Here is an 18,061-nt window from a genome sequence, read left to right as displayed (position 1 = left end):
GGCCCCCCCCCCCCCCCACCCGGGCCGGGGGGGCGGCCCCCCCCCACGGCGTGCCCGCCCCCGACCGCCCGCTCCGGCCGCTGTAATGAGCCGCGGCAGGACGGAGGCCGAGGAACCGTGCACGAGATGTCGATCGCCATGGCGGTCGTGAACCAGGTGGAAGAGGCGGCCCGGGCCGCCGGAGCGACCGCGGTCGGCGAGGTCCGGCTCCAGGTGGGCGAGCTGGCGGGCGTCGTACCCGACGCGCTGGCGTTCTGTTTCGAACTCGCCTGTGCCGACACGGTGCTGGAGGGCGCCGCCCTGGTCACCACCGCGGTGCCCGCCCGGGCCCGCTGCGCCTCCTGTACGGCGGAGTGGGCCGTCGGCATGCCGCCGGACCTGTGCTGTCCCGGTTGCGGCAGCGCGTCCGGCACCGGGCTGCTGTCCGGCCGCGAGCTGCAGATCTCCGGTGTGACCTGGGAGGACGGCGGGGGCGACCCGTCGTGCGCCGCCGCCCGGACCCGCGAACCCATCCCCGAGGAGCGCTGAACCATGTGCCGTGAGGTCGATCTGAAGCAGGCGGTGCTCGCCAGGAACGACGAGACCGCGCAGGCGCTGCGCGCCCGGCTCACCGCCGCGGGCACCACCGTCGTCAACCTGCTCTCCAGCCCCGGCAGCGGAAAGACCGAACTGCTGCAGAAGGAACTGGAGCTGGCGCGGGAGCGGGGGGTGGGCGCGGCAGCCCTCACCGCGGACCTGGCCACCGAGAACGACGCGGTCCGGCTGGCCCGCTCCGGGGTCCCCGTCAAGCAGGTGCTCACCGACGGGCTGTGCCACCTGGAGGCCGGCATGCTCGGCCGGCACCTGGACGGCTGGCTGCCCGAGGGGACCCCGCTGCTGTTCGTGGAGAACGTGGGCAATCTGGTCTGCCCCGCCTCCTACGACCTCGGGGAGAGCCTGCGCGTGGTGCTCGCCTCGGTCACCGAGGGCGAGGACAAGCCGCTCAAGTACCCCACGGCCTTCGGGCTGGCACAGCTGGTGGTGGTCACCAAGGAGGATCTGGCGGCCGCCGCCGAATTCGACGAGACCGCGTTCCGCGACAACGTCCGGCGGGTCAACCCTGGCGTGGAGGTGGTGCTGACCTCGGCACGGCGCGGGACCGGTCTCGGCCTGGTGCTCGACCGGGCGCTGGCCGTCCACGCGGGAGCCGCCGCGCACACGCCGGTGATGGCCGGCCGGTCCCCGGCGGACACGGCGTCCGCCCACGGGCACGAGCACGGACACGAACTCGGGCACGGGCACGAACACGGGCACCACTACGGACACAACGCGCACGCTCACGGGCCCGACCACGGCCCGGGCCACGACCACGGTCACAGCCACGGGCACGGACACGGACACGGACACGGACACAGTCACGACCACGGCCATGACGAAGACGGTCACGATCACGGCCACGACCACGGGCCCGGCCGGCGGCACGACGGGCCCCACGGGCACGGCCCCGCGCACGGCACGCCCGCCGTCCCGTCCGGGCAGCACTGACCGGCGCGACACGACAGCACCATGGAGATCCTCCAGCGCCGCCGCGTCACCGTGCGCGGAGTCGTCCAGGGCGTGGGCTTCCGCCCGTACGTCTACACCCGGGCCACCGCCCTGGGCCTGGCCGGGCACGTCACCAACACCCCCGAGGGCGTGATCGCGGAGGTGGAGGGACCGGCCGCGGCCGTACGGGAGTTCTGCGACCGACTCGCCGACGGGGCCCCGCCGCTGGCCCTGGTCGAGGCGGTCCACCAGACCGAACTGCCCACCGCCGGCACCCTGGGGTTCCGCATCGTCGCCTCGCGCGGCGAGGGCGCCGCCCGCACCCTGGTCTCGCCCGACACCGCCACCTGCGCCGACTGCCTGCGCGAGCTCGCCGACCCGGCCGACCGGCGGTACCGGCACCCGTTCATCACCTGCACCCACTGCGGGCCGCGGTTCACCATCGTCACCTCGCTGCCGTACGACCGGGAGCACACCACGATGGCCGGCTTCCCGATGTGCCCCGACTGCGCCCGGGAGTACGCCGATCCGGCCGACCGGCGGTTCCACGCCCAGCCGGTGGCCTGTCCGGCCTGCGGGCCCCGGCTGCGCTTCCTGACCGGCCGCCCGCCCCGCGAGCAGGACGGCGCGGACCCGGTGACGGCGGCCCGCGCACTGCTCGCCGCCGGCGGGATCCTGGCCGTGAAGGGACTCGGCGGCTACCACCTGGCCTGTGACGCCACCCGTTCCGGGGTGGTGGCCGAGCTCCGCCGGCGCAAGGGCCGCGGGGACAAGCCGTTCGCCCTGATGGCCCCGGACCCGGCGGCCGTGGAGGCACTGGCCGTGGCCGGCCCGGAGGAACGGCGGCTGCTGACCGGGCCGGCGCGGCCGGTGGTCCTGCTGCGGCGGCGTACGGGCGGAGCCGCGGGCTCGGGGGGCCCCGAGGCGGCCCCGGAGGTCGCCCCGCGCTGTCCGGACCTGGGCTTCATGCTGCCCTACACCCCGGTGCACCACCTGCTGCTGGGCCTGCCCGGTGATCCGCCCGGCCCCCGGCTGCTGGTCATGACCAGCGCCAACCTGTCCGGGGAGCCGATCGTCACCGACGACGCGGAGGCGCTGGAGCTGCTCGCCGGGATCGCCGACGGCTGGCTCGCCCACGACCGGCCGATCCATGTGCCCTGCGACGACTCCGTGGTGCGGGTGTGCGACGGGGAACCACTGGTGGTGCGCCGGTCCCGTGGGTACGCCCCGCTGCCGCTGCCCCTGCCGCTGCCCGTTCCGCCCGTACTGGCCACGGGCGGGGACCTGAAGAACGTCTTCTGCCTGGGCCGGGACCGGCGGGCCTGGCTGTCCGCGCACCTCGGCGACCTGGACTCGCTCGCCGCGCGGACCGCCCTGGCCCGCACCGGACGGCAGTTGGAGTCCCTCACCGGTGTCGAGCCCCGGCTGCTCGCGGCCGATCTTCACCCCGGCTACCGGTCGACCCGGTGGGCGGAGCAGCGGGCGGCCGCGGACGGGCGCGAACTCGTCCGCGTGCAGCACCACCACGCGCACATCGCCTCGGCGATGGCGGAGCACGGCCTGGACGGCGGCAGCCCGGTGATCGGGGTCGCCTTCGACGGCACCGGGTACGGGACGGACGGAGCGGTGTGGGGCGGCGAGGTGCTGGTCGCGGACTACCGCGGGCACCGGCGGTTCGCGCACCTGGCGTACGTGCCGCTGCCCGGCGGGGACACCGCGGTGCGCCGGCCGTACCGGATGGCCCTGGCCCACCTGTGGGCGGCGGGCATCGACTGGTCACCGGACCTGCCCTGCACGGCTGCCTGCCCGCCGGAGGAACTCACCCTGCTGCGCAGGCAGTTGGAGCGGAATCTGAACTGTGCGCCCACCTCCAGCATGGGCCGGCTCTTCGACGCCGTCTCCTCCCTGGCCGGGGTCTGCCACCTCGCCGGGTACGAGGCGCAGGCCGCGATCGAGCTGGAGTCCGCGGCCGTCGGCACGCCCGGGGACCCGGATCGGGATCGGGGCCGGGATCGGGACCCGGGTCGGGATCCCGGTCCTGACCCGGATCCGGCGCCCGGCTACCGGTTCGGACTGCGGCGCGACGGCGAGGGCCCCTGGACCGCCGACCCGGCGCCACTGCTGGCCGCCGTGGTGGCGGACGTACGGGCGGGCACCCCGCCCGCCGTCGTCGCCGCCCGGTTCCACAGCGCCGTCGCGCGGCTCGTCACCGATCTGAGCGCGGCGGCCCGCGACCGGTACGGGCTGGACACCGTCGCACTGACCGGCGGGGTGTTCGCCAACACCCTGCTGTCGGCCACGTGCGCCCGGCTGCTGCGGGAAGCCGGGTTCACGGTGCTGCGCCACCGGCAGGTGCCCCCGAACGACGGCGGCCTGGCGTTGGGTCAGCTCATGGTGGCGGCCGCCCGGGAGGGCGCGGCCGGCGCCGCCCCCGCCTCCCCGGGGGCGGGAACCCGCGGCACGCGTGTCCACAGCCGGAACACCCACAGCGAGGAGGAGCCATGTGCCTGGCGGTACCCGGCAGAGTGATCGAGATCGGTGAGCGGGACGGCACCCGCATGGCCACCGTGGACTTCGGCGGAGTGGTCAAGGAGGTCTGCCTGGAGTACCTGCCGGACCTCCGGGTCGGCGAGTACGCCATCGTGCACGTCGGCTTCGCCCTGCAGCGACTGGACGAGGCCTCGGCCCTGCAGACCCTGGAACTCTTCGCGGAACTCGGCATGCTCCAGGAGGAGTTCGGCGACCCGTGGGAGCAGGCCGCGGCCGAGGCCGGCGATGGCGAATGGCCCTTCGGCGAGGAGACGGCGACCGCGGGCACCGCGGAGCCCGCGGAACGGGAGGAGACCCGGCGGTGAAGTACATCGAGGAGTTCCAGGACCCGGAACTCGCCGGGCGCCTGCTCGACGAGATCCGGGCCACGGTCACCCGGCCCTGGGCGCTGATGGAGGTCTGCGGCGGCCAGACGCACACCATCATCCGGCACGGCATCGACCAACTGCTGCCGGACGAGATCGAGTTGATCCACGGGCCGGGCTGCCCTGTGTGCGTGACCCCGCTGGAGGTGATCGACAAGGCGCTGGAGATCGCCTCCCGCCCCGGGGTGATCTTCTGTTCCTTCGGGGACATGCTCCGGGTACCGGGCACCGGCAAGGACCTGTTCCGGGTGCGCGGCGAGGGCGGCGACGTACGGGTGGTCTATTCACCGCTCGACGCGCTGAACATCGCCCGGCAGAACCCGGACCGGGAAGTGGTGTTCTTCGGCATCGGCTTCGAAACCACGGCCCCGCCCAATGCCATGACGGTGCATCAGGCCAAGCGGCAGGGCATCCGGAACTTCAGCATGCTGGTCTCCCACGTCCGGGTGCCCCCGGCCATCGAGGCCGTGATGAGCTCGCCGAGCTGCCGGGTGCAGGGCTTCCTCGCGGCCGGGCACGTGTGCAGCGTGATGGGCACGGCGGAGTACCCGGAGCTGGCGGACCGGCACCGGGTGCCGATCGTGGTCACCGGTTTCGAGCCGCTGGACATCCTGGAGGGCGTACGCCGGACGGTGCTGCAGCTGGAGCGCGGGGAGCACCGGGTGGAGAACGCGTACGCGCGCGCCGTGCGCCCCGAGGGGAACCCGGCGGCGCTGGCCGTGCTGGCGGACGTCTTCGAGATCACCGACCGGGCCTGGCGCGGCATCGGCGTGATCCCGGACAGCGGCTGGCGACTGTCGCCCGCCTACCGGGAGTTCGACGCCGAGCACCGGTTCTCGGTGACCGGCATCGACACCCGGGAACCCGCGGAATGCCGTAGCGGCGAGGTGCTCCAGGGGCTGATCAAGCCGCGCGAGTGCGAGGCGTTCGGCACCACCTGCACCCCGCGCACCCCGCTCGGCGCCACGATGGTGTCCAGCGAGGGCGCGTGCGCCGCGTACTACCTGTACCGGAGGCTGGAACCCGCCCCGGCCCCCACCACCCGTCCGACGACGCTGGAGACGAGCCCCGTTGCCTGAGACCACGAGCACCGCAGGCAGCACCCCCCTGGATGTGACGGGCTGGACCTGTCCGGCCCCGCTGCGCGACCACCCGCGGGTGGTGATGGGCCACGGCGGGGGTGGCGCGCTCTCCGCCGAGCTGGTCCGGCACGTCTTCGCCCCCGCCTACGGCGGCGAGGCGCTGGCCGGTCTGGGCGACGGCGCCCAACTCACGCTGGGCGGGGCCCGCCTGGCTTTCTCCACGGACTCCTACGTCGTACGGCCGCTGTTCTTCCCCGGCGGCAGCATCGGCGACCTGGCCGTCAACGGCACGGTCAACGACCTGGCCATGTGCGGGGCCCAAGCCGCCTACCTGTCCTGCGGGTTCATCCTGGAGGAGGGTGTGGAGGTCGCGGAGGTGGCCCGGGTGGCGGAGGCGCTGGGAGCCGCCGCGCGGGCCGCCGGAGTGGAGGTGGTGACCGGCGACACCAAGGTGGTGGAGTCGGGTCACGGGGACGGGATCTACGTCAACACCTCGGGCATCGGACTGATCCCGGCGGGCGTGGACCTGCGCCCGCAGCGGGTGGTCCCCGGTGATGTGGTGATCGTCAGCGGTGACATCGGCCTGCACGGGGTCGCGATCATGAGCGTCCGGGAGGGGCTGGAGTTCGGGGTGGACGTGGCGAGCGACTGCGCCGCCCTGGGCGGGCTCGTGGCCTCGATGCTCGCCGTCACCCCCGACCTGCACGTGCTGCGCGACCCGACCCGGGGCGGACTGGCCGCCGCCCTCAACGAGATCGCGGACGCGTCGGGAACCGGCGTGGTGATCAGGGAGAAGGCGGTCCCGGTCCCCGCGGCCGTCGCCAACGCCTGCGCGATCCTCGGCCTGGACCCGATGTACGTGGCGAACGAGGGCAAGCTCGTCGCGTTCGTGCCCCGCGAGCACGCCGACGCGGTCCTCGACGCGATGCGCGCCCATCCGCTGGGCGCCGGCGCGGCGGTGATCGGCGAGGCGGTTGCGGACCACCCGGGCCTGGTGGTCGCCCGCACGGCCCTGGGCGGCACCCGGGTCGTCGACCTCCCGGTCGGGGAGCAGCTGCCCCGCATCTGCTGAGCCGCGATCCGCCGAGCCGCGCCGGCCCGGTGCGGCCGGTTCATGCGGGCGGGCCCCCCGCCGCGTCCCCGGGAGGGACGGGCGAGGGGCCCTGCCGTCGTGGCCGCCCGTGGCGGTCGGACGGTTACGGTGCCACCTTCAGCAGCTTGTTGGCGGTGCCCGGGGACGGGTTCTTGACCGCCCCGTCGGTCGCCGCCCCGGTCAGCGCGGCGGCCGTCTCGGCGGGCGTCGCCGAGGGGTGGCCGCCGAGGTAGACGGCCGCGGCGCCCGCGACGTGCGGAGTGGCCATCGACGTGCCCGAGATGGTCTTGGTGCCGGTGTCGCTGTCGTTCCAGGCCGAGGTGATCTCCGAGCCCGGCGCGTACAGGTCCACCACCGAACCGAAGTTGGAGAAGTCCGACTGCTCGTCGCCCTCGGTGCTGGAGGCCACCGTGACGGCCTCCGGGACCCGGGCGGGAGAGCCCTGTCCGGCGTCCCGGGACTCGTTGCCGGCGGCCACCGCGAAGGTGACGCCCGAGGCGATGGCCCGCTTGACCGCCGCGTCCAGGGCCTCGTCCACGCCGCCGCCGAGGCTCATGTTCGCCACGGACGGGCCGGAGTGGTGCTGCGTCACCCAGTCGATGCCCGCCACGACCTGCTCGGTGGTGCCGGACCCGTTGTCGTCCAGCACCCGCACGGCCACGACCCTGGCCTTCTTGGCGACCCCGTGCGCCGTACCGGCGATGGTGCCCGCCACGTGGGTGCCGTGCCCGTTGCCGTCGTCGGCGCTGTCGTCGTTGTCCACGGCGTCGAAGCCGTGGGCGGCCCGGCCGCCGAAGTCCTGGTGCGAGATCCTGACGCCGGTGTCGATGACGTAGGCGGTCACTCCTTCGCCGCCGCCGTCGGGGTAGGTGTACTTCCGGTCGCCTGCCGTCTCGGTCTGGTCGATCCGGTCCAGCCCCCAGGACGGGGGGTTCTCCTGGGTCTCGTTGATGGTGAAGCGCTTGTTCTGTACGACCGTGCCGACCGCGGGGTCGGCGGCGAGCCGCCTGGCCTCCTTCTCGGTGAGTCCGGAGGCGGAGAAGCCGTTGACGGAGGACCCGTACGAGCGCTCCAGGGTGCCTCCGTACTTCTTCGCCAGGTCCTCCTTGTTCGCGGATGCGTCGAGTATGACGACGAAGCTGCCGTCGACCGCGCCCGGTGCACCGAGTCCGTGGACGGCGCCTTCGGCGGGGGTCGCAGCCCCGGCGAGTGGCACTGCGAACAGGGCCGCGACCACTGCCGCTGCCGCTCCCGTCGCGATCGATGCATAGCGAAGTCGGTTGGGACGCTTGTGAGTTGCCATGAAGGGAGTTCTCCTCCGGTTGACGTGTGGGGCGTCAAACGTTCGAAGCAACCCTGTTCCGATTGACAGGAGCAAATCAAGAACGAACCGTGGTCCAGGGCGAGTTCGACAAGGTTTCTTGCGGAGGCCCCCGCACCGCCTTCACCTTGCACACGGCACCTCCCGAACTCCCCCACCCGTCCCCCACGTTCGCCTGGAGGGCAGGACGCTCCGGATAGCGGACGAAATCCCGGGACGCTCCGCCTCGCCGCCGCCCCCGCTGCAGAGCCGTTCGACGACCTTGTCGACAGCTCCAAATCGGATCGCGCATTAGAGATGCTCTTTGGCGTATGGGACAAGCATTTGCGGCACCGTTGTCGAAAATCCGCAGCAGATGCAGGATGGGTGTGATGGTGTCCGGCGGAGGAGGGGACAGGTGGACGACGGAGCGCACGGCAGTACCGTCCGCAGGTGGCTGCGGAACATCGAGGTGTTCGCGGGGCCGCTTCCCGAGTTCCGCCCCGAGCAGGCGCCGGCCGACCCGGTGCGCCTCTTCCTGTCCTGGCTCTCCGACGCCGTCGCGGACGGTCTGCGCGACCCGCACGCGATGATCCTGTCCACGGTCGACGAGGCCGGCGACCCGGACGCCCGGGTGCTCATCCTCAAGGGGGTGGACGACTCCGGCTGGCAGTTCGCCGGACACGGCTTCAGCCCCAAGGGGCACCAGCTGGCCGTCCACCCGCGGGCCGCGCTCACCTTCTACTGGCCCGAGCACGGCCGGCAGGTCCGGCTGCGCGGGCCCGTGACGCCCGGATCCGCCGAGGACAGCGCCGCCGACTTCCTGAGCCGGGCGGCCACCGCCCGCGCCGAGGCCCTGCTGGCCCGTCAGAGCCAGTACCTGGCCGACACCGCCGAACGCGACCAGGCCCTGGAGAAGTCCCTGGCGCTGATCGAGCGGCAGCCCTCCCTCGTCGACTCCGCCTGGACGCTCTACACCCTCGAACCCGCGGTGGTGGAGTTCTGGCAGGCGGCGGAGGACCGCGTCCACACCCGGCTGCGCTACGAACGGAACGGCACCGGCTGGGACCGCTTCCGGCTCTGGTCCTAGCCCCCACCACTCCCCCTCACCCGTTCCCCCTCACCCTCCCCTTCACCCGCTCCCCCTTCTTCCTGCACACGAGACGAGGCAACACCCATGGCCACACGCACGCAGGACGGCAGCGCCGGTGACGTCGACTACGGCGCGATCGGCGCCGGGTACTCCTCCTACCGCCGGCCGGACGCGCGGATCGCCCGCGTGATCTCCAAGGCCCTGGGCGCCGCGCAGACCGTGCTCAACGTCGGCGCCGGCACGGGATCGTACGAGAACGCGGCGCGCACGGTCACGGCCGTCGAGCCCTCGCAGGCGATGCGCGACCAGCGCCCGGACCGGCTGGCCCGGGCGATCGACGCCGTCGCCGAAGACCTGCCCTTCGAGGACGGCGCCTTCGACGCGGCGATGACCCTGTTCAGCGTCCACCAGTGGAGCGACGTACGGACGGGACTGCGCGAGATGCGCCGGGTGACCCGCGGGCCGGTGGTCATCCTGACCTGTGATCCGGCTCTGGTGCGGGACTTCTGGCTGTACCGCTACGCGCCCGAGGTCCTCGACACCGAGGCGCGCCGCTACCCGAGCGTCGAGGAGCTGGCGGCCGCGCTCGGCGGGAGCGGCTCCGTACGGAGCGTGCCGATCCCCCTGGACTGCACCGACGGGTTCAACGAGGCCTACTACGGCCGCCCCGAGAGGCTGCTCGAACCCGAGGCCCGGCAGGCCTGTTCGGCGTGGAGCTTCGTCGACGACTCCGTGCGCGGGCGCTTCGCCGAGAACCTGCGCCACGACCTGCGGACCGGCGCGTGGGACGCGGAGTTCGGTCATCTGCGCCGCAGGCCGGCGTACGAGGGCTCGCTCGTGCTCGTACGCGCGACCCCGTAGGCACGGCACGGGTCACGGGCGGCCCGGCAGGAGCACCAAGGGGGCCGGGTCGCCGTCGGTCCAGCCGGGAGGGAGCGCCGCGAACGCGTCCCCCACCGCGGCCCCCTGGAGGAAGGCCGCGCCGTGCCCCTCGACGGCCCTGGCACCGGCGCCCTCCCACACGACGGGCACCAGCCGAGTCCTGCCGGCAGCGGCCCGTACCCGTCCGCGCACGGGGACCTGCGGCAGCGGGTCCAGGGGGCGGCCCGACAGCCCGGCGATCAGCGGGCCGAGCAGCGTGTGGGCCGCGACCAGGGCGGCGTACGGGTTCCCCGGCAGCCCCACCACCCAGCGGCCCGAGGGGAGTTCGGCGAGCAGCATGGGGTGCCCGGGGCGGCAGGCGACCGTGTCGACGGCCATCCGGGCCCCGGCGTCGTGCAGCAGCCGGCGCAACTGGTCGGTGACGCCGACGGACGTGGAGCCGGTGACCACGACGACCTCGGCCTCCCGCAGCGCGTGCACGGCCCCGGCCAGCCGACCCGCCGGCCGGTCGGCAACGTGCCGCAGCGGGCCGCACTCCCCGCCGAGGGCCGCGGCCAGCGGCGGCAGGAGCGGTCCGAGGGCGTCGCGCACCCGACCGGGGCCCGGCAGGCCGGCGTGGTCCAGCTCGTCGCCCGTGACCAGTACGCCGATCCGGGGGCGGGGGCGCACCGGGAGGGTGTCGTGGCCGCAGGAGGCGGCGAGTCCGAGCAGGGCCGGACCGGTACGGGTGCCCGCCGGCGCAAGACGGCTGCCGGCCGGGGCGTCCTCGCCGGCCCGCCGGACGTGCCGGCCCGGCGGCAGCACGGGACCCGACACCAGGCCGCCACCGGCACTGCCACTGCCGAAACCACCGGCGCCGGCACCGGCACTGCGGTGGCTCCCTGTCCGGGGCGCCGGCTCCGCCCGCTCCACCGTCTCCAGTGGCAGTACGGCCCATGCCCCAGCCGGGACCGGCGCCCCGGTGGAGATCTCCACGCACTCCCCCGCACCGAGGACGCCGTCCCAGGCCGCGCCCGCTCGGACGGCGCCGCGGATCCGCCAGGGCCCCGGCCCGGCGGCGACGGCGTACCCGTCCATGGCCGCCGTGTCGAACGACGGCAGCGGGTGCAGGGCGCGCAGGTCCTCGGCGAGGGTGAGCCCGGCGGCGGCGCCGAGCGGGACCGTGCGGGCGGCCACCGGCCGGGCCGCGGCATGGGCCAGCTGCCGCGCGCGGGCCCACGGGACGGCCGGGGAGGGCGGCGCGGGCGTGGTCGGGGCGGAAGCCGTGAGGGTCGCGGAAGACATGGGACGACTCTGTGCCCGCGGCGTTTCCGGGCGCCGCCGGGCGGGTTGCCGTTGCGCTCCGGCTCGCTCACCGCCCGCGTACGGAAGGTGTGAGCGGACCGGAGGCGCGCTGCGAAGCCGGGCCGACGCGCCGTCCCACGGACGGAGACGGTCTGGCATATGCATCCCTCATGGGCGCATGCTTGCTTGGATGCCATCTTAAATGGCCAATGAGGCTCGAATGTGAGGAGTGAGGGATGGCGGTCGTCGTCGTACAGCATGCTTCTGCGGAGGCCCCGCCCACCGTCCACACGGTGCTCGCCTCGGCAGGTCTGGCCACGCGGACGGTCCGGCTGGGGGAGGGCGGGGAGCCATCCGCCGACCTCGGTGGGGTGGAGGGCCTGGTCATCCTCGGCGGACCCCGGCCCGCCCCGCCGGCGGGCACCGTTCCCGCGGGCGTCCTCGACCCGACCCTCGTGCGGGAGGGCCTCATGCCCGAAGGTCTCGTACGCGAAGATCTCGTACGCGAAGATCTCGTACGCGAGGCCCTCGCCGCGCAGGTGCCCGTGCTCGCCCTGGGCTCCGGTACCCGTCTGCTGGCGGACGGCCCCGGCCCGGCCCGCCGCACGTACCCCACCCGGCCCTCCGGGCGGAGGGTGGAGTTCACCCCCGCCGCCTGCACCGACCCGATCTTCGGCGGTGCCCCCCTGCCCTCCGCAGGGCTGCGCCCGGCTGCCGACCCCCTGCGGCTGCCCGCCGACGCCGTCGTGCTGGCCTCCTGCGAGGGCTACCCGGAGCAGGCGTTCCGTATCGGCGGCAGCGCCTGGGGCGTGCGGTGCGTGCCGCAGGACGACCGGGCGGCGGGCGGTGGCCCGCACGGCGCTCCCCCGGCCGGGGCCGCTCTCGGCCCCTGGGGCGAGGAGATCCTGGGCCGGTTCGCGGCGCTGGTGAACGCCCGCGCCGAGCACACGACCACGCGCGCCTTCTTCACCCGCCGGGCCGACGCCTGGGAGCAGCGGTTCGCCTACCAGACCCCGGCCTACGAGGCAGCCGTCGCGCGCATGCGGACGACCCCCGGCGGACTCGCGCTGGACCTCGGCTGCGGCACCGGCCGGGCCATGCCCGCGCTCCGGTCCCAGGTCGGCCCCCGGGGCAGGGTCCTGGGCATCGACGTCACCCCGGCCATGCTCACGGCCGCCGCCCGGCACGGCCGGACCCGCCACGGCCACCTGCTGGCCGCCGACTGCACCCGGCTCCCGCTGCCCGCCGCTTCCGTGCACGGCATCTTCTCGGCGGGCCTCCTCGACCACCTCCCGGACCCGGACACCGCGCTCCGCGAATGGGCCCGCGTCTCCGCCCCGGGCGGGGTCCTGCTGCTCTTCCACCCCTCCGGCCGTGCCGAGCGCGCCGCCCGGCACGGTCGCGCCCCGGATCCCGACGACCTCCTGGCCGGGCACAACCTCCGCCCCGCCCTCGAATCCACCGGCTGGGACCTGGGCGAGTACGAGGACGCCTCCGGCCACTTCCTCGCCCGCGCGGTCCGCACCGGGCGGGTCAGTTGCGGACCGTCCGGAGGGTGATGGCGGCGACCGGGCAGGCGCGGGCCGCCTCGCGGACCGGGGCGGCGTCCGCCGCGGTCGCCGCTCCGGGGAGCAGGGTGCTCAGGCCGTCGTCGTCCTGGGTGAACACCTCGGGGGCGGTCCGGGCGCACTGGCCGGAGCCGATGCAGCGGCCGGTGTCGATCCCGATGTGCACGCGCCCGGCGGTGGGCCCCGCCGGCCCCGCCCGCCCTGCCGGGGTCACCACGCCACCGGCAGTTCGAGCATGCCCTGGATGGTGTCTCCCGGCTTGAACGGGATCCGCTCGGCGGGCGCTGCGAGGCGCAGGCCGGGCAGGCGGCGGAACAGGGTGCCGAGGGCGATCTCCAGTTCGGCACGGGCCAGGTTCTGCCCCAGGCACTGGTGGATGCCGAATCCGAAGGCCACGTGGTGGCGGGCCGGGCGGTGCCAGTCGAGGGTGTCGGGGTGGGCGTAGACGGTGTCGTCGCGGTTGATGAGGGAGGTGGGGAAGATGACGCCGTCGTCCTTGCGGATGACGGTGCCGGCCACGTCGATGTCGTCCACGGCGACCCTGAGCATGCCGTCGGCGATCGACAGGAAGCGCATCAGCTCCTCCACGGCGGCGGGCAGCAGCGCCGGGTCGGCACGCAGCTGGGCGAGCTGTTCGGGATGCCGGAGCAGCGTGAAGACTCCGAGGGAGATCATGTTCGAGGTGGTCTCGTGGCCCGCGACGAGCAGGATGAGGCCGAACCGCGCGATCTCCTCGACGCTCAGCCGTCCTGCGGCGAGGTGTTCCCCGACCAGTTCGTCGAGCAGGCCGTCACCGGGCCGCGCACGCTTGGCGTCGATGAGGTCGCGGAGGTAGGAGAGGAGGCCCTCGCGCGCGTCCTCGACGTCGGCGGCGCGCGGGCCGCGCAGCATGCGCCGGGACTGTTCCTCGAAGAGGTCGTGGTCGTCGTAGGGGACGCCGAGGAGCTCGCAGATGACGCTCGACGGCACCGGGAGTGCGAAGGCGCCGACCAGTTCGGCGCGGTCGCCGCGGGCGACCATGCCGTCGATCAGCCGGTCGACGGTCGCCTGGATCCGCGGGCGCATCGCGCCGGCCCGCTTGAGCGAGAAGGCGGGGATCAGCATGCGGCGCTGGGCGTTGTGCTCGGGGTCGTCCACGCCGAGCAGCGGCGTACGGCGCCGGGACACATCGCGGAACAGGGGGGTCGGGACGGGGAACGCCTCGTTCTCCACGTCCGTGGACAGCCGTCCGTCGGCGAGGAGGGCCCGGGCCTCCGGGTGTCCGGTCACCAGCCAGACGGGGCGGCCGTCGAAGAGGGTGGTCCGGGTGATCGGGCGCGCGTCCCGGAACTGCCGGTATCCGACGGGCGGGTGGTACGGGCAGCTGCGGTCCTGCGGGAACGCGGCGGCTTTCGCTCCGGCCTCGGCTCCGGCTTCGGCTTCGGCTTTCGCTTTGGCTTCGGTCATGGGGGGCACCTCGTTGCGCTGGGATTCGGGTCCGCCTTGCGTCAGATGCCCTGGGCATCTATCTGCACACCTGAAATCCGGTCAATCACCCCATTCGAGGGAGGGCCGGCCGGCCGCTGACTGCCGGTTACGAGACAGCCGGAGCCCCGAAAATGACCGAACGGTTACAGAACTCGGTCGAATGAAACCCTGACGCGTCAGAAACGATCTGCAGGGTCGGGGGCGCCCCGCACGGGCGCGGTCCAAGAGACCGACACGGAACGAGCAGAGCGGCACGGCAGATGACGACGACATCGGGGAAGCGGACCGACGGCGCCGAGGCGGACGCCCGGCGGGAGGCGGACCAGCCGACGGAGATCATGGCGATCCCGGGCGGGGGACGGGCAGCAGCCGGGGCCGAAGCCGCACCGGAAGCCGGCGCGAGCGCACGCGGGGACGGCACCGCGGAGGCCGCGGCACCGCCGGAGGGCGAGGTACGGGCTGCGGACGAGGAGCGGGCCGAGGCCGAAGAGGCGGCCGAGGGCTGCTCGCCGGACGGGGAGGGGACTGCGGCCCAGGACGGCCCGGAGAACGGGATGGGGTCGGCGGACGACGCGATTGCCGAGGGCACGGCGGCAGCCCGGAGCGGAGACGGCACGGGCAACGAGTCGCGCGCGGTCGCACCCACCACCGAGCCCGATTCGGAGGCGGAGGCGGAGCCGCGGTCGCGGCCCGAGAAGACACGGGCGTCCGCGCCCGAGCCCACGCGTGCAGAAGTGCCGGCGCAGATGGCCCGGTCCGAGCGCGAGCGGGACCCCGAGTCCGACGTCGAGTCGCCCGGGGTGAAGGCGGACGGGCAGGAACCCGACTCGACGCCGACGGCGGAGGAGACCCCCGACCGGCAGCCCGAGCCCAAGCCCAAGCCGGATTCCGACCCCGAGCCCGGGACGGAGCCCGGACTCAAGACCGAACCGAAGTCCGAGCCCGAGCCCGCGCTTCAGCCCAAGCCGGAGGTCGACCCCGCACTTCAGGTCAAGCCCGAGCCCAGGCTTCGGCCCAAGCCCGAGGCCGGCCCCGCGCTTCAGGCCGGCCCCGCGCTTCAGGCCGAGCCCGAGTCCGAGGCCATGACCGAGCCGAAGGCCGAGCCCAGGCCCGCGTCCGAGCCCAAGACCGAAACGAAGCCCGCGCCCACGACCGGACCGAAGGCCGAGCCCAAGCCCGCACCGGAGGCCGCGGCCGAGCCCAAGCCCGCGCCGAAGGCCGAGCCCAAGACCACGACCGCGCCCCGGCCCGCCGACGAGCAGTCGCCGGCCCGCACCCCGCAGCAGGCGGCGAAGCCGGAGCGCGCCCCGGGCCGGGACGCGGAGGCGAGGCCGCCGCACGAGCCCGCACCACGGCACGAGCCGAAGCCGCACGAGCCGACGCCGCACGAGCCAATGCCCCGCGCGCCGAAGCCGCAGCACGGGGCGGCCCCGCAGCCGCAGCCGCAGCCGGGGCCGCGCCCCGAACCGCAGCCGGGGCCTTCGCAGCGCCCCGCGCCGACCCGGCCCGTCGACCAGGTCACGGCCGAGCAGCCCGTGCCGCTCGACCTGCTGGCGCAGCTGACCAACACCCCTCCCCCGCCGCCCACCCTGCGGCGCACCGCCGCGCGGCGGTTCAAGATCTGGACCCCGCCGCTGCTCCTGCTCGTCGGCCTGGCCGCGGGCGCCCAGCTGCTCCGCCCCCTGCCCGCCGTCACGATGTCCGCCGGCGTCACCCCGCACACCGTGGCCGGGAGCGTCGACGTCCCCTGGCCGGAGAAGGGCCAGGGTGCCGTACGGATCGTCGGGTCCGGCGACGCGGCCTTCTTCGGCGAGCAGAAGCCCGTCCCCACCGCCAGCGTGGCGAAGGTGATGACCGCCTACGTCATCCTCAAGAACCACCCGCTCAAGGCGAACGAGCCCGGCCCGCTCATCGAGGTCGACGACAAGACGGTGGCCGACGGCACCTCCAGGAGCGAGTCCCGGATTCCCGGCCTCAAGGCCGGATCGAGCTACAGCCAGCAGGACATGCTCAAGATGCTCATGATCCCGTCGGGCAACAACATCGCCCGGCTGCTCGCCCGCTGGGACACCGGAACCGGCTCCGAGGCCGCCTTCGTGGCGAAGATGAACGCGGCCGCCAAAGAGCTGGGCATGGCGGACACCGTGTACACCGACCCCAGCGGCCTGGACGCCAAGACCGTGAGCACCTCAGCCGACCTGCTGAAGCTGGGCGAGGCGGCCATGCAGGACGAGGCGTTCCGCGCCATCGTGGCCCTGCCGGACGAGAAGATTCCCGGGCTGCCCAAGCGGCTCCTCAACAACAACGACCTGCTGCAGAGCAACCTGAGCGTCCGCGGCATCAAGACGGGTTCGAGCTCGCCGGCGGGCGGCACCCTGCTGTGGGCCGCGTACAAGACCGTCGGGAAGGACACCGAACCGGCGTCACTCGTCATCGGCGCGCTCATGGACCAGCACGCCCCGCCGCCGGACATCGACGCCCTCGACAGCCTCGCCCTGGTCAAGACCAACAGCAAGAAGATCATCGAGGAGGTCCGCGCAGGGCTGGTGAAGTCCCCGGCGGTTCGCAAGGGTCAGGTAGTGGCTTACGTGAACGACGGGCTGGGCGGGCGGACGCCGGTCGTGGCCGTCCGGGACTGCGAGCTCGTCGGGCTTCCCGGTCAGCAGATCCGGCTGGAGCTGAAGGCCGGGTCCGGCGGGCTGCCGCGGGAGGCGGCGGCGGGCACCGAGGTCGGCACGCTGACGGTGGGGTCCGGACCCAAGGCGAAGAGCCTCCCCGTGGCGCTCCAGCGGAACCTGACGGAACCTTCGATCGGTACGCGCCTGTTGCGCCTCCGCTGACGCTCGCGCGGCCGGGCATCCCCCGTGCGCCCGGCCGCCGACGGCAGCCGGGCGGCGGCCCCGGAAGCAGCCCGGGAAGCAACCCGGGAGCCCGGCAAGCGGTCCGGGAAGCGGTCCGGGAAGCCGCGCGGGTCAGCCGGCGAAAGCGGCCGGTTCGCCCAGCCGCCGGGCCGCGGTCCGCCAGGCGGCGGTCACGCCGCGGTGCGCCGCATCGGTCGCCGCGCCGATGCCCGCGGGCAGGTCGAGCGGGGCACCGAGGTGGACGTGGAGGCGGGGCTGCCGGACCGGTGCGGTCAGGAACCCCGCCAGCTGCTTGGCTCCGCTCCCGGAGGAGATGCGCCGGGCCCCCGCCTGCCCGACGGGCACCACCCGCGCTCCGGTGAGCGCCGCGAGACGTGCCGGGCCGGTACGGAACCCCTCCGGCGGGGCTTCGGCCGCGTCCCGGCGCACCGGGAGCCGGCCCTCGCCGTAGACGAGGACGTCCCCGCCCGCGGCGAGGACCCGGGCCGCGGCGTCCAGGGCCTCCGCGGCGCGGGCGGACCCCCGGTGGACCGGGATGTGGCCCCCGCGTTCCAGCAGGCCGCGCAGGACCGGGATGCGCCACAGGCCGGCGGTGGCGAGGACCGTGACCGGGATCCCCTCGCGGTGCAGGGCCGCCAGCACCGGACCGGGGTCTGCGAGGGAGGTGTGGTTGGCGACGAACACGGTGCCGGGCTCGTGCCGGAACGCCGCGTCACGGGAGACGCCCAGGCGGCCGAGCACGGGAACGGCTGCCGCGGCGATGCGTCCGAGCATGGAGGTCCTCTCCGGTGGTCCGAGGGGTGGGGCCCCTGGGGCCTGTCCGGCCCTGGTCCTCCATGCTCGTCGGCCCGGCACCGCCGGACATCGGCGTGCGTACTCAGCTCCCGCCGGCCCGGTCCGCCGGCTCCCTCTCCCCCGGTGGTGTACGCACCCCCGCGCCGCATGAGTACGCGTACTAAATGGGCGGGGGGGGGCGGGCGGCTGCTCAGCCC

Annotated in this window: 15 protein-coding genes; 10 read left to right on the top strand and 5 right to left on the bottom strand. The window is 74.5% G+C overall.

The genetic code is table 11. The annotated features are described in order from the left end of the window. Positions 1-117: 117 nt before the first annotated feature. The 6 genes from AB0O36_RS36300 to hypE are packed head-to-tail and all read left to right on the top strand — an operon-like array spanning position 118 to position 6,593. The gene (locus tag AB0O36_RS36300; protein WP_365118098.1) at positions 118-528 is read left to right on the top strand and encodes a hydrogenase maturation nickel metallochaperone HypA; all 411 of its coding nucleotides are present in this window, start codon (positions 118-120) and stop codon (positions 526-528) included. 3 nt (positions 529-531) lie between these two features. Beyond that, entirely contained in the window at positions 532-1,524 is a 993-nt protein-coding gene (gene hypB, locus AB0O36_RS36295; RefSeq protein ID WP_365118097.1) for a hydrogenase nickel incorporation protein HypB, read from the top strand. A gap of 21 nt (positions 1,525-1,545) precedes the next feature. Continuing rightward, a complete protein-coding gene (gene hypF / locus AB0O36_RS36290; RefSeq protein WP_365118094.1) occupies positions 1,546-4,053 on the top strand; it encodes a carbamoyltransferase HypF in 2,508 nt (835 codons plus the stop codon). After that, positions 4,026-4,379 carry a HypC/HybG/HupF family hydrogenase formation chaperone gene (locus AB0O36_RS36285; RefSeq protein WP_365118093.1) on the top strand — a complete coding sequence of 118 codons (354 nt, stop codon included), beginning with the start codon at positions 4,026-4,028 and terminating at the stop codon, positions 4,377-4,379. The genes hypF and AB0O36_RS36285 overlap by 28 nt, the downstream gene beginning before the upstream one ends. Continuing rightward, positions 4,376-5,518, top strand: coding sequence for a hydrogenase formation protein HypD (hypD, locus tag AB0O36_RS36280; RefSeq protein ID WP_365118090.1), 1,143 nt, complete (start codon positions 4,376-4,378; stop codon positions 5,516-5,518). The genes AB0O36_RS36285 and hypD overlap by 4 nt, the downstream gene beginning before the upstream one ends. Next, positions 5,511-6,593, top strand: a complete 1,083-nt coding sequence (gene hypE, locus AB0O36_RS36275) for a hydrogenase expression/formation protein HypE (protein ID WP_365118087.1) — start codon at positions 5,511-5,513, stop codon at positions 6,591-6,593. Before hypD ends, hypE begins: the two co-directional genes overlap by 8 nt. 124 nt (positions 6,594-6,717) lie before the next feature. On the opposite strand, the gene AB0O36_RS36270 is transcribed toward hypE, so the two are convergent. Beyond that, a complete protein-coding gene (locus AB0O36_RS36270; RefSeq protein WP_365118083.1) occupies positions 6,718-7,917 on the bottom strand; it encodes a S8 family serine peptidase in 1,200 nt (399 codons plus the stop codon). Positions 7,918-8,332: 415 nt separating this feature from the next. Between AB0O36_RS36270 and AB0O36_RS36265 the strand changes: the two genes are divergently transcribed. Together AB0O36_RS36265 and AB0O36_RS36260 are read left to right on the top strand one after the other, a co-directional pair. Beyond that, on the top strand, positions 8,333-9,004 hold the full coding sequence (locus AB0O36_RS36265) for a pyridoxal 5'-phosphate synthase (protein WP_365118081.1): 672 nt from the start codon (positions 8,333-8,335) through the stop codon (positions 9,002-9,004). An 87-nt stretch (positions 9,005-9,091) separates the two neighbouring features. Then, complete coding sequence (locus tag AB0O36_RS36260) at positions 9,092-9,868, top strand: class I SAM-dependent methyltransferase (protein ID WP_365118079.1); 777 nt, start codon at positions 9,092-9,094, stop codon at positions 9,866-9,868. Positions 9,869-9,880: 12 nt separating this feature from the next. On the opposite strand, the gene AB0O36_RS36255 is transcribed toward AB0O36_RS36260, so the two are convergent. Next, the gene (locus tag AB0O36_RS36255) at positions 9,881-11,173 is read right to left on the bottom strand and encodes a molybdopterin molybdotransferase MoeA (protein ID WP_365118076.1); all 1,293 of its coding nucleotides are present in this window, start codon (positions 11,171-11,173) and stop codon (positions 9,881-9,883) included. Positions 11,174-11,409: 236 nt separating this feature from the next. On the opposite strand from AB0O36_RS36255, the gene AB0O36_RS36250 reads away from it, so the two are divergent. After that, positions 11,410-12,732, top strand: coding sequence for a methyltransferase domain-containing protein (locus tag AB0O36_RS36250; protein WP_365118073.1), 1,323 nt, complete (start codon positions 11,410-11,412; stop codon positions 12,730-12,732). On the opposite strand, the gene AB0O36_RS36245 is transcribed toward AB0O36_RS36250, so the two are convergent. Together AB0O36_RS36245 and AB0O36_RS36240 are read right to left on the bottom strand one after the other, a co-directional pair. Next, on the bottom strand, positions 12,707-12,907 hold the full coding sequence (locus AB0O36_RS36245; protein ID WP_365118072.1) for a ferredoxin: 201 nt from the start codon (positions 12,905-12,907) through the stop codon (positions 12,707-12,709). The genes AB0O36_RS36250 and AB0O36_RS36245 overlap by 26 nt on opposite strands. Positions 12,908-12,951: 44 nt before the next feature. Continuing rightward, entirely contained in the window at positions 12,952-14,187 is a 1,236-nt protein-coding gene (locus AB0O36_RS36240) for a cytochrome P450 (RefSeq protein WP_365118071.1), read from the bottom strand. Positions 14,188-14,468: 281 nt separating this feature from the next. Here AB0O36_RS36240 and AB0O36_RS36235 point away from each other — a divergent pair, with 281 nt between their 5' ends. Next, positions 14,469-17,048, top strand: a complete 2,580-nt coding sequence (locus AB0O36_RS36235; RefSeq protein ID WP_365118070.1) for a serine hydrolase — start codon at positions 14,469-14,471, stop codon at positions 17,046-17,048. A 132-nt stretch (positions 17,049-17,180) separates the two neighbouring features. Here AB0O36_RS36235 and AB0O36_RS36230 read toward each other — a convergent pair whose 3' ends face one another. Next, a complete protein-coding gene (locus tag AB0O36_RS36230; RefSeq protein WP_365118067.1) occupies positions 17,181-17,843 on the bottom strand; it encodes a lysophospholipid acyltransferase family protein in 663 nt (220 codons plus the stop codon). Positions 17,844-18,061: the final 218 nt, after the last annotated feature.

The organism is Streptomyces sp. NPDC089799, from assembly GCF_040684755.1.
GTDB lineage: Bacteria > Actinomycetota > Actinomycetes > Streptomycetales > Streptomycetaceae > Streptomyces.
The sequence above is the reverse complement of the archived record's forward strand: the minus strand, read 5'-3'. Positions and strand labels throughout refer to the sequence as shown.